General features: G+C 72.4%; 8 protein-coding genes. 5 read left to right on the forward strand and 3 right to left on the reverse strand.

Annotated elements, in window-relative coordinates:
• Positions 1-24 precede the first annotated feature (24 nt).
• Complete coding sequence (locus AB0G28_RS40280) at positions 25-2,010, forward strand: UvrD-helicase domain-containing protein (RefSeq protein ID WP_361102288.1); 1,986 nt, start codon at positions 25-27, stop codon at positions 2,008-2,010.
• Here the strand turns inward: AB0G28_RS40280 and AB0G28_RS40285 are convergent.
• Entirely contained in the window at positions 1,991-4,342 is a 2,352-nt protein-coding gene (locus AB0G28_RS40285; protein WP_361102291.1) for an alpha-L-fucosidase, read from the reverse strand. The genes AB0G28_RS40280 and AB0G28_RS40285 overlap by 20 nt on opposite strands.
• 237 nt (positions 4,343-4,579) lie before the next feature.
• Between AB0G28_RS40285 and AB0G28_RS40290 the strand changes: the two genes are divergently transcribed.
• Positions 4,580-4,843, forward strand: a complete 264-nt coding sequence (locus AB0G28_RS40290; RefSeq protein ID WP_361102294.1) for a hypothetical protein — start codon at positions 4,580-4,582, stop codon at positions 4,841-4,843.
• Between the two features lie 409 nt (positions 4,844-5,252).
• Positions 5,253-6,473 (forward strand): SGNH/GDSL hydrolase family protein, encoded by a 1,221-nt coding sequence (locus AB0G28_RS40295; protein WP_361102297.1) that lies wholly within the window; start codon positions 5,253-5,255, stop codon positions 6,471-6,473.
• A 1-nt stretch (position 6,474) separates the two neighbouring features.
• On the opposite strand, the gene AB0G28_RS40300 is transcribed toward AB0G28_RS40295, so the two are convergent.
• The gene (locus tag AB0G28_RS40300) at positions 6,475-7,017 is read right to left on the reverse strand and encodes a GNAT family protein (RefSeq protein ID WP_361102300.1); all 543 of its coding nucleotides are present in this window, start codon (positions 7,015-7,017) and stop codon (positions 6,475-6,477) included.
• A gap of 49 nt (positions 7,018-7,066) precedes the next feature.
• Complete coding sequence (locus AB0G28_RS40305) at positions 7,067-11,362, reverse strand: RHS repeat-associated core domain-containing protein (RefSeq protein ID WP_361102304.1); 4,296 nt, start codon at positions 11,360-11,362, stop codon at positions 7,067-7,069.
• Between the two features lie 78 nt (positions 11,363-11,440).
• On the opposite strand from AB0G28_RS40305, the gene AB0G28_RS40310 reads away from it, so the two are divergent.
• Positions 11,441-11,707 (forward strand): hypothetical protein, encoded by a 267-nt coding sequence (locus tag AB0G28_RS40310; protein ID WP_361102307.1) that lies wholly within the window; start codon positions 11,441-11,443, stop codon positions 11,705-11,707.
• Between the two features lie 39 nt (positions 11,708-11,746).
• Positions 11,747-11,934, forward strand: a 188-nt coding sequence (locus tag AB0G28_RS40315) for a hypothetical protein (RefSeq protein ID WP_361102310.1), incomplete at its 3' end; no start/stop codon positions are given.

Below are 11,934 nucleotides of genomic sequence, written 5' to 3' on the forward strand. Positions count from 1 at the left end.
GAATTCGCGGGCACGCTCTCCGGCATGCACGAACTCGCTTCCGAGCAGGAGCATCTGAACCTTCTCTACGCCCGCCTCGACGCCTTGCGCGAGGAGGCGGCCGCCGCCCTCGCCCGCGGCCACGCGACGGACGTGTGGCGGGCGGAGGTGGCGCGGCTGGCGGCGGTCGAGGACGGGCTGTGCTTCGGCCGGCTGGACCTGACCGGCGACCGGCGTGTCTACATAGGACGAATCGGGCTGTTCGAAGACGACGAGGCCCTGCTGGTGGACTGGCGCGCGCCCGCCGCCCGGCCCTTCTACACCGCGACCGCCGCCGACCCGGGCGAGGTCGTGCGCCGGCGGCGGATCACCACCCGCGGCCGGACCGTCGTCGCCCTGGACGACGAGCTGCTCGCCCCGGACGCGCCGCGCGACGGACTGGTCGGCGAAGCCGCGTTGCTCGCTGCGGTGACGGCCGAGCGCACCGGGCGCATGCGCGACATCGTCACGACGCTCCAGGCCGAGCAGGACCGCATCATCCGGGACGACGCCCGGGGCGTGCTCGTCGTGCAGGGCGGACCGGGCACGGGCAAGACGGCCGTAGCCCTGCACCGGGTCGCCTACCTGCTCTACACGCACGAACACCTGCGCACGCGCGGTGTGCTCGTCATCGGCCCCAGCCGGGTGTTCCTCGACTACATCGGCCAGGTACTGCCCGGCCTCGGCGAGAACCGGGTGGTGACGGCGACCGTGCCCGACCTCCTTCCCCGCTTCCCGGTCACCCGGGTGGACACCGCCGCGGAAGCCGCCCGCAAGGGCCGGGCCGACATGGCGTCCCGGCTGGCCGAGGCGGTACGGGCCACCGTCCGGGTACCCGAAGAGCCCCTGGGCGTCGAGTTCGAGGAGCAGGTCCTGCGGCTGGACCCGGCGGTGGTGCGGCGGGCCGTCCGCAAGGCCGGGGAGACCGGACTGCCGCACAACCAGGCACGGGAGGTGTTCCACCGGGCGATCGTGGCCACGCTGACCGGCGAGCTGACCGACCGGATGGAGGCCCTCGCGTTCACCGAGACCGGCGAGGCCCTCGACGGCGGCAGCGCCGACGGCCGCCTCAGCGAGGCCGACATGCGGGCGTTGGCCGCCGCGGGGGTGGTGCTCGGCCCGGACGAAGACGACGGCCCGCGTGCCCTGCTGGACGAGGCCGACCGGGAAGCCCTGCGGACGGCCCTGCTCGGCGACGCCGGCATCCGGGACGTGCTCGACGGACTGTGGCCGTTTCTGACTCCCGCGGACGTGGTCGAGGGGCCGTGGAGTGCGGCGGACATCCCGTTGCTGGACGAGGCCGCCGCGCTGGTCGGCGAGAGCGTGCCGGTGTTCGGGCACGTGGTGGCCGACGAGGCCCAGGAACTGTCCGAAATGGACTGGCGGATGCTGGCGCGCCGCTGCCCGTCCCGGTCGATGACCGTCGTGGGTGACCTGGCCCAGACCGGCAGCGCGGCGGGTGCGGCGTCGTGGGACCGGGTGCCGCGGCCGCACCGGCTCGCGCAGCTGACCGTCGGCTACCGCACCCCGGCGGAGATCATGGCCGTCGCGGCGGAGCTGCTCGCCCGCCACCACCCGGGGCTACGGCCGCCGACGTCGGTCCGGGCGAGCGGAAAGCCGCCGTGGCGCCAGGCGGCCGCCGACCTGCCCGGGGTGCTCGCCGAACTCGTCGAGGAGTTCGGCGAGCACCCCGAGGGCCGGCTGGCGATCATCGCGCCGGAGACCGGCTCACTGGCCCTGGCGTTGCCGGTGCCGCCGGACCTGACGGGCGAAGTCGTGCTGCTGACCCCCGCCGAGGTGAAGGGCCTGGAGTTCGACGCGGTCGTGATCGCCGACCCCGCCGCCGTCCTCGCCGCGGGCCCGCACGGGCCCAACGACCTGTACGTGGCCATGACCCGGGCCACCCAGTGGCTGGGCGTGGTCCACCCCGGGCCGGTCCCACCGGAACTGCGTTCGCTGACCGAGCGGCGGGTCAGCTCCAGGCGATCTTGAACACCCAGGTGAAGCGGCCCGCTTGGCGGGCCGCGGCCGGGACGTCGATGACCAGCGAACCGTTCTCGACCGTCCAATGCAGACTCCCGCGGTACCCGAGCAGCGTCACCCGGTCGCCCGCGCGGATCGGGACCGGGGCGTCCACGACCACGCGGCTGCCCGGCGCCACCAGCGAGTGGACGTAGAACGCCTCGTTCTGCTTCACCGTGAAGCGCAGGTCGCCGAGCTGGGCCATCCGGGACCAGTACGTCGTGCCGTAGATCGCCTCGCCGTTGACCTTCAGCCACGCGCCCGCGTCCCGCAGGTGCCGCTGCATGACGTCCGGGATGGTGCCGTCGAAGTCCGGGCCGATGTCGAGCAGGAAGTTGCCGTTCTTCGAGACGATGTCGACGAGGGTCCGGACGACCTCCTCGGCCGTCATGTACTTCGCGTCGGGGGTGGCACGGTTGTAGCCGTAGGAGAACGGGTCGAGACCGCGGCTCGCCTCCCACTTCGCCACCACGGTGTTCGGGTACGTCGTGTACTCCGGCGTCGTGAAGTCGTGGTCCGGGATGCCGCCGCGGTCGTTGTAGGTGACGTCCTTGGGGCGCCTGCGGTTCTTCGCGCGGTTGAAGTACTCGGTGAGCACGGTCCGGCTGTCGTTGACGCCGCCGATGTCGAACCACAGGACGTCCGGGTCGAACTCCGAGATCAGCTCCAGCACCTGCGGCGCCTGGTAGTCGCGGACGAAGTCCTTGCCGGCGGTGTATCCGGTGTAGGGCAGCGGCGCGCCGGTGTAGGGGTTGCGCGGCGCGTGGCCCATCCACGGGTTGTCCGGGTTGAACCACTCGGGCAGCGAGAAGTACAGGCCGTTGCGCAGTTGCGGGGTGTACCTGCGCGACGCCGCGAACAGCTCCGCGATGACGTTCCGCTTCGGGCCGAGCTTGACGGAGTTGCGGTCGCTGACCTTGGTGTCCCACAACGCGAAGCCGTCGTGGTGCTTGGACGTCAGGACGTAGTACTCGGCGCCCGCGTCCGCGATCAGCTTCAGCCAGGTCCGCGGGTCGAACTTCGCCGCGGTGAACAGCGGGATGAAGTCGTCGTAGGCGAAGTTCTCGCCGTACTTCTCCTTGTGGTAGGCGTACGTCGGCCCGTTCGGGTCCTGCTGGTTCTGCCAGTACCACTCCGCGTACTGCTGCCCGACCGGCGCCCACGCGGGCACGGCGTACACGCCCCAGTGGATGAAGATGCCGAACTTGGCGTCGTCGAACCAGTAGGGCGCCCGGTGCGTCGAGAGCGACGCGTCGGCCGGCCGGAAGTCCGGGACGCCGAGGGTGACCGGGATCTGCTGGGTGGCCAGCGTGCCGCGCCCAGCGGTGACGCGGATCTGGCCGTTCGTCGTGGTGCCGGGTGGCACGGACGCGTTCGGCGCGAGCCCGAGCCGCACGGTCGTCTGCTCCCCCGGTGCCAACGCGCGGATCGCCGCGGGCACGGTCGTCCGGCCGCCGGGGACGTCGACGGTGACACTCACCCGGTCGCCCGCGCCGAGCCACACGGTCCCGGCGTTGACGATGGTCGCCTCGGCGGCCTGCGGGCCGCCGTCGGTCAGCAGGTTGGCCGTCGAGCGGCCGTCCAGGATCAGGGCCGAGCGGCCGGCGGCCACCGGCTGGAGGGTGAGCGCGAAGACGTGCAGGCTGGAGACGTTCGGTGCCGGGTTCGCGGTGGTGGGCAGGGTCAGCGCGACGGCGTCCCGGGCCGGGTCGACCCAGACCTGCCCCAAGGCCAGCGAAACGGGGTTGTTGTCGACGACCCCGCCGGGCGCGTAGCGGAACGGCGAGACGAGCGCGCCGCTGCCGGTGTACCAGTCCGGTCCGGACAGGGAGCCGGTGCTCGTGCTGCCGTCGGCGTAGTGCACCGTCGCCGTGCCACCGGTGGCGCCGTAGCTGGACGCCACCAGGAAGTACGCGACGAAGTAACGGCCCTTCGGCAGGTCGATCTTCTGCCCGGTGGCGGCGATGTTGTTCTTCGCGCCGGCGGCCGCGGACCCGAGCTTGAACGGGACGCCGCCGACGGTGGTGGTCTGCCCGGCGGGCAGGTGCTCGGCGGGGAAGGTGTAGCCGGACCCGTCGAAGTCACCACCGGTCGCCGACGCGCTGTCGATGCCGTCGTTGGAGAACCACGTGTCGAGCGCGACCGGGACGGGCGGCGGGGGCGGGACGATCGGGGTGCCGGGGCCATCGAGAACGGCGTCCACGGGCGAAGCCGCGCCGGCCGGGGTGAGGCCGGCCGCGCTGAGCGCGACGGCACCTCCCAGGGCGATGCCGAGAGCTTGGCGGCGGGGGAAGGTCGACACTGAACCTCCAGGGATCGGATGACTACGGCGGGATTTCGACAGACTTCGCCCCTTTGAGGCTCACCTGTCGCTGGCGGAACTGATTCATCCGATGACTGACCCTCCTGGTTGGCCTGAGCCCTGTCAAGGGCCAACCGGAGCGATCGATGTGAACCGCGCTCGTGTTCGCCGCGTATCCCTAGGTAACGAGCTGCAGCACTCGCCGTCAGAACCCAGCCGCACCGAAAGGCCCGACCGATGTCCACCCACCCGAACGCGCTGAGCCGCCGCGCGATCGCCATGCTCAAGGCGGTCGCCGAAGGCCGTGCCGAGCTCCGCTGCAGCTGCGAACCCGACCTCCGCGTCGACGGCTTGTCGTGCTGCGACCAGAACACCGCCCACGACCTCGCCCACGCCGGGCTGGTCAGACCCACCCGGCTCGTCGCGCCCGGTCAGTGGGCGCCCGCCGAACTGACCGAAGCGGGCCACCGCGCCCTGACCGGATTCCCCGCCGCCGCCTGACCCTGCCCTCCCGCGAAAGGCCGTGAAGGCCTCCTTCCCGGCTCTTATGGCCGGGAAGGAGGCCTTCACGGCCTTTCCGCATGCGTCGCGGAGGCGGGGCGGGAAGGTGCGCGAGAAAGGTGGAAACCGGGCTGAACCGGTGTGGGCCGGGGGCCGTGCTTTGGGTGAGGGCGTCTCGCACACGCCCTCCGGGGTCACTACGACGCAACGATCCGGGCCAGCCTCCGCCCGATCGGGACCGGGTACCCCGGCGAGCGGCCGTCGCGGCAACGGCCACCTCGCGCGGGCCCGTCCGGTATCCCCAGAATTCCGGACGGGCCCGCCCCCTTTCCGCTGTCCGCGATCTTGTCTCCCCTCCTCACCTGATCAGCGGTCGCCGGGCCGCCCGAGGCCCGGGACGGTGGGAGACATGCGACGCTTCCTGGCCGTCGGCACGGCCGTCCTGGCGGGGTTCGGCATCCTCACGACTTCCGGGAGCGCCAACCCGGAAGTCGCTGTCCCGGACGTCGGACAGCACGCCGTCGGCGGCTGGGCGGGCACGTGGGCGGCGGCACCCGCGGCCGCCGTGCCGGACACCCCGGACGGCTACCCGGGCTATTCGATCCGCAACGTCGTGCACACGAGCGCCGGGGGTGGCCGGGCACGCGTCCACCTGTCCAACGCCTTCGGGACCGCTCCCCTGACCTTCGGGCACGTCACGATCGCGGTCCAGGGCACCGGCCCGGACGCCGCGGCCGGCACCCTGCGGTCGCTGACCTTCGGCGGCTCGCCGAGCGTGGTCGTGCCGGCCGGCGCCGAGGCGCTGAGCGACCCGGTGAGCCTGCGGGTGCCCGCCGACGCGAACCTGCTCGTGACGACCTACGTGCCGTCGAAGTCCGGCCCGGTCACCTACCACCCGGCGGCGTCACAGACGTCGTACTTCACCCGCGCGGGTGACTTCACCGCCAGCGAGTCCGGCGCCCCGTACACCGAGCAGACGGCGGTGTGGCACTACGTTTCCGGCGTCGACGTCCAGGGTGGCGCCGAAGCTTCGATCGTGGCGCTGGGTGATTCGATCACCGACGGCGTCGGCTCGGCGGCCGGCGCGAACCACCGCTGGCCGGACTACCTCGCCGACCGGCTGCACGGGCGGTTCGGCGTGCTGAACGCCGGGATCAGCGCCAACCGGCTGCTGCTCGACGTGCCCGGCTCCGGCGCCGGCCAGAACGCGCTGTCCCGCTTCGACCGTGACGTGCTGAGCGTCGGCGGCGTGCGGACGCTGATCGTGCTCGAGGGCATCAACGACATCCAGCAGACCCCGCACCAGACCGACCCGGACGCGATCACGTCGGCGTACCGCCAGCTGGTGGCGCAGGCGCACGCCCGCGGCATCCGCGTCCTCGGCGGCACGCTGACGCCGTTCAAGGGCTGGCGGGTCTACGACGAGACCCTGGAGGCGACCCGGCAGGCGGTGAACGCGTTCATCCGCACCAGCGGGGTGTTCGACGCGGTGATCGACTTCGACGCGGCCGTCCGCGACCCCGCCGACCCGCTGCGGATGCTGCCCGCCTACGACTCGGGCGACCACCTCCACCCCGGCGACGCGGGCTACGAGCGGATGGCCGCGGCCATCCGCCTGGACCGCCTGTGATTCACGAGCCGGTGAGCGCCGCCGCCGGCACCAGCTCGTCGACCAGCAGGTCCATCAGCAGCCCGTCGTGCCAGCTGCCGTCCGGGCCGCGCTCGTAGGAGCGCATCGTGCCGACCGGCCGGAAGCCGAGCGACTGGTAGAGCCGGATCGCCGAGGAGTTGTCGGCCGCGGGGTCGATCACCAGCCGGTGGTGCCCGCGCACCGTGAACAGGTGTTCGGCGAGCGTGCGGATGGCGTCGGAGCCGAGGCCGCGGCCCTGCCAGTCCGGGTGCACCGCGATGTCGATCCCGGCGTGCCGGTACTGGGGGTCGGCCTCTTCGAAGGCCAGTTCGATACCCACGACGACGTCGTCGTACTCGACGGCGTAGGTCGTGGTGCCTTCGTCGGGGTCCAGCAGGTAGGACACCTGGGCGGCCACCGGCTCTTCGGCGTCCGCCCACCAACGGGCGACTTCGGGGTGCGACAGGATCTCCTCGAACCGGGCGGCGTCCGTGGCGGCGGCAGGCCGCAGCCGGACACGGCTTCCGGTGATCAGGCCGGTCATCGGCCCAGTGTCGACCCCCGGAAGCCGTCTGTCGAGCGGTTGCGCGAGGTCAGTCACCCATGTCGGTGTCGCTGCCGGGGTCCATCCGGCGCCGTTTCGCCGGCGGCGCGCCGTCCGGCGAGATCGGCGAGTGCACCGGCCCCGAGCCAGAACCCGAGCCGGACGGGCCCGCCTGCGTGCCGGACGGCCCGGCGTTCGACGGCCCCGCGGCCGGCTGCTTCGCGCCGCCGGGAACCTCTTCCCAGGAGTGCCACGGCCCGCCCTGCTTCTTGAAGTTGGGGTCGTTGCGGTCCCAGTAGGCCCGGTCCGCGCCGTCGCCGGGGCGGGGGCTCTTGTACCGGTCCTCGCTGGCACCGCTGGCGTTCGACCGTTCCTTGGACTCGATGCCGTGGTAGGTGTCGGTCTGCCGGTTGTGCTCCAGGTTCTCCTGGCGGGTCCGCTTCATGCCTTCGCGGTTCCAGTTCGTGCCCGCGGCCTCGTCGTGGCCGAGCACGCCGTTCTTGTGGCCCTTGATCTCGTTCCCGCTCGCCCCGGTGTAGTTCTCCCCGGGCTGCTTGGTGTCGAACCGCCGGTTCGGGTCCGACAGCCACTTCTTGACCTCGGCCGGCTTCTTGTCCGGGATGGGCGACTTGGCCGCGTCCTTCCACAGCGGAATCATGTTGCCGTGCATGTGGTCGGGGTTTTCGTACCCGGCCGCCTTCCGCCGGCTGTACTTCTGTCCCCCGGCGGAGTTCTTCGCGCCGTACTTCCCGCCCGGCGACATCTGCTGGTAGAGCCGCCCGCCCGGCGAGTGCTCGGTGACGACGTTGTTCGGGACGTTCGTGTTGATCGTCAGCTTCGGCTTCTGGCCGCCCGGACCACCCGCCGCGCCCTGGGCGCTCGTCCCGCCGTTCTTGCAGCTCGTGGGTGCGAGCCCGAGCGGGTCGACCCACGCGTGCGGGTTCTCGACGTAGGCGTGCGGGTTGGGCCCGGCGCCGAGGCCGATCGGGTCCGGGCTGGCGTACCGCCCGGTCGTCGGGTCGTAGTACCGGAAGAAATTGTAGTGCAGCCCGCTTTCGGCGTCGAAGTACTGCCCGGCGAACCGCAGAGGCGTGCCCGTCCCCGTGCGGGTCTCCTCGACGGTCGCACCCCACAGGCTCAGCCGGGAGAACCAGGCGACGGCGCCCCGGTCGTCGACCAGCTCGGTCGGCGCGCCCGACCGGTCGGCCACGACGACGTGGAACTGTTCGCCGGCGAACTCCTGCGCCGAGCGGAACACCCGCTCCCGCTGGATCAGCGGCCGGAAGCCGTCCGGCTCGTAGTCCCACACGGTGACCCGCGTGCCGGTGGCGTCCGAATGGGCCTGCTCGACGAGCACCTGGTCGTCCCAGACGAACTCGACGCGCTCGGCGACGCTCGTGCCGTCCGGGCCGAGCCGCTCCTTGCCGATCCGCCTCCCCAGCGGGTCGTAGGTGTACCGCCACCGCGTGCCGTCCGGGGTCCGCACCCCGGCGAGCCGGTCCTGCGGGCCCCAGGCGTACTGCCAGGTCCCCGCGGTCTCGGTCTCCCGGAGCACGAGACGGCCCCGGTCGTCGTGGGTGAAGCGGGTCCGCCCGGCCGTCCGGACCACCGTGCCGGCGAACGACCGCGGCCCGAGCGCGTCCTGGCCGGTGGCCGGCCAGACGGCGTCGGTGACGTTGCCGGCCGCGTCGTAGGCGTACCGCTCGGACCACCGCGGCGCCTGCACGCCGACGACGCGGGCACGCTGGTCGAGGGTGAACCCGCGCGGCCCGGTGAGCCGGTCCTGGACGCCGGTGAGCGCGCCGTCCGGCCGGTAGGCGTAGGAACGCTGCTGGCTGAGCTGCCCGGTCGCGGCCGTGATCGTCTGCGAAAGCAGCTGCGCGTCCGGCGTCCACGCCTGGCTGATCGCCGCGCCGGAGTCGAGCGCGCGCCGGACCTCGCGGCCGGCGTGGTCGTGTTCGAACCGCAGTGTCCGGCCGGCCGTGTGCACGGCGACCGGCTGGTCCAGCGCGTCGTACTCCCAGACGCTCTCGGCACCGGACGGCGTCCGGCGCCGGACACGGCGGCCCAGGGCGTCGTAAGCCGACTCGACCGTGCGGCCGTTGACCGTTTCGGCGGTCACCCGGCCCGCGGCGTCCCGCTGGAACGTCACCCGGGTCCGGCCGTCGTCGGCTTCCAGGAGGTGGCCCGCGGTGCTGTAGGTGTACCGCGTCGTGACCGGCCCGCAGGTGTGCTCGACGACGTTGCCCACCAGGTCGTGGCGGAAGGTCGTCGTCTCCCCCGAGTGCGTCCGGGCGACGAGCTGCCCGGCGGCGTCGTAGCGGTAGTCGACGGCCGTGCCGGCGAAGTCCGTCTCGCGCACCAGGTTCCCGGCCGCGTCGTACTCGTAGCGCCAGACGAGCCCCTGCTCGTTCGTGACGGCGGTGAGCCGCAGCATGGTGTCGTAGGCGAACTCGACCCGGCTGCCGTCCGGGCGGATCTCCGCCGCGGGCAGGTCGAAGTGCGTGGTCTCCGCCCGGGTGACCGCCCCGGCCGCGTCGGTGTAGGCGACGCTGTTGCCCTCGCCGTCGAAGGACCACCGCTCGACGGCGCCGCTCGGGTGCCGGTGCCACGCGAGACGCCCGTCGACCGTGTAGCCGAAGCGCTCCACGCTCCCCGACGGGTCGGTGATGGCCCGGATGCGGCCGAACAGGTCGCGCCCGTACCGGGTCACGCGGCCGAGCGGGTCGGTGGTCGCGACCGGCAGGCCACTGGCGTCGGACTCGACGAGCAGGGTGTTGCCCAGCGCGTCGGTGACGGCCGAGACGTTCCCGTCGCCGTCGTAGGCGTACCGGGTGGTGGCGCCGGCCGGATCGGTCACCGCGGTGAGGCCACCGCGTTCGTCGTACTCCCAGCGCGTGACCACGCCGGGTGCTTCGGTCATCGACAGCGGCAGGCCGAACCGGTTGCGCTCGAAGGTGATCTCGGCGCCGTCCGGGCGGGTGATGGTGACGAGGTGGCCCGCGTCGTCGTAGGTGTAGGCGGTGGTGCGGCCGAGCGGGTCGGTCTGGCGCAGGAGCCGGTCGTGGGCGTCCCACTCGTTGACGATCGTGCCGCCGAGGGGGTCGATCTCCTTGACGACCTGGCCGGCTTCGTTCAGGTGGAACTCGGTGCGGTGGCCCAGGGCGTCCGTGGAGCGGGTGACGCGGTTTTCGGTGTCGTAGGCCAGGGTGCCGGTGAAGAACCCGCCGGCGCCTTCGGTGCGGACGCAGCGTCCGTGCTGGTCGTAGGTGTAGCGGTACCACTCGCCGTTGCGGTCGGTCCAGGCGGTGATCCGCCCTGCCGCGTCGTAGGTGTACCGGAATGCCTGCCCGGAGGTGTTGGTGACCGTGGTGAGCTCGCCGGCGGTGTAGCCGTAGCGCATGAGCTCGACCTCGGTGCCGTCGGCCGCGACCGCGTGCAGCGCCGCGACCAGCCCACCGGCCGTCTCGACGCGGACGGTGTAGCCGCCGCTGTGCCGGATCCCGGTGGGCACGCCGCGGGCGTCGCGGGCGAACTCGATCCGGTTGCCGTGCCGGTCGCCGACCGACGTCAGCGGCAGTTCCGGCCCGCCGGGGGCGAAGTACAGCACGTGCGCCCGCTCGAAGTCCTCGATCAGGTAGCCGCCGTCGTCGGTGCGGGTCAGGCGCCGTTCGGGTCCCTGGTCGCTGGTGGTCCAGACGCCGACGACCGGGTACGGGAACTTCTGGATCGTGCCGTCGGCCGCGGCGAAGGTCAGGCCGTCGTCGCCGGCCGCCAGCCGCTGGTCCAAAGTGGACACCCAGCTGGTGCCGAACCAGCGGCCGGCCCGGTGGGCCGAGAAGTGCGTGCGCTCGACGACCAGGGGCAGCACCCCGAGGAACTCGGCGTCGACCTCGCTCATCACCATCTGGCCGGTGGAGACGTCGATGGGGTCGGTCACGCACCGCGTGTTGTCCTGCGAACGCGGGTTCGGCTTTTCGTCCTTCAGCGGCGGCGGGCTGTCCGAGCCCTTGCCCTTGCCACCCGAACCGGGCCCGTCGAGCCCGCGCGATCCGGTCGGGCCGTTCGGCGTGGGGTCCGGGCTCTTCGGGCCGTCGTCGGGCCCCTTCGACGCCGGTGGCGGGTCGGTCTTGGGAGGCGGGTCGGCTTTGGCGCCCGCCGCGCTGGTGCTGTCGTCGCCCTTCGGGGGCGGGTCGCTCTTGGGCGGCGGATCCGTCTTGGGTGGTGGGTCGGTCTTCGGGGGCGGGCCGCCCTTGTCCCTCGGGCCGTCGATGCTCTTCGGGTTGCCCTTGATGTCGGCGTGCTTGGGCGGCGGCGCGGCCTTGCCCGGCTTGATCTTCCGCAACGCTTCGCCGCGTCACCGAACAGATCCCCGGCCCGCTTCAACAACGGGACCAGCGCCTTCAACGCCTTCACCAGCCGCTTGACCAGATCCGCGATCTTCGACGCCGTCTTCGCCACCGCGTTGACCACCTGCGGCACCACCCAGGTCATCCCGATCCCCAGGGTGAACACCACCTGCAGTGCCCAGCTGATCAGATGCCCGACCAGCTCCGCGATGATGTCCCGCACCAACGCCCGCACCGCGGCGACGACTTCGCCGGCGGTTTTGACGCCGCTGGAGGCGCCTTCGCAGCCCTTCTGGGCGGTTTCCAGCAGCGTCACGGTGTCCTGCGCCCGCTGCCGATAGGCGTCCCCGGCCGGCCCGGTCCAGGACGCGGTATCCGCTTTGACCATCCCGGTCAAGTCCTCACCGATGCTGCCCAGCTCGGTCGCGATGTTCTTCCAGGTTTCGGACTGCGCCGCGATCTCGTCGGCGTTGCCGGTCAGCCCGTTGAGGGCCTCCTTCAACGGCCCCACGTGCTCGATCAGCCAACCGACCCCGGCCGCCAGAATCGCACCGAAGGGATCCATCGC

The organism is Amycolatopsis sp. NPDC021455, from assembly GCF_040640995.1.
Taxonomy (GTDB): Bacteria; Actinomycetota; Actinomycetes; order Mycobacteriales; family Pseudonocardiaceae; genus Amycolatopsis.

Coding starts and splice junctions, on each gene's coding strand:
- AB0G28_RS40280 (WP_361102288.1), top strand. CDS start 25: ATGCACGAACTCGCTTCCGAGCAGGAGCATCTGAACCTTCTCTACGCC.
- AB0G28_RS40290 (WP_361102294.1), top strand. CDS start 4,580: ATGTCCACCCACCCGAACGCGCTGAGCCGCCGCGCGATCGCCATGCTC.
- AB0G28_RS40295 (WP_361102297.1), top strand. CDS start 5,253: ATGCGACGCTTCCTGGCCGTCGGCACGGCCGTCCTGGCGGGGTTCGGC.
- AB0G28_RS40300 (WP_361102300.1), bottom strand. CDS start 7,017: ATGACCGGCCTGATCACCGGAAGCCGTGTCCGGCTGCGGCCTGCCGCC.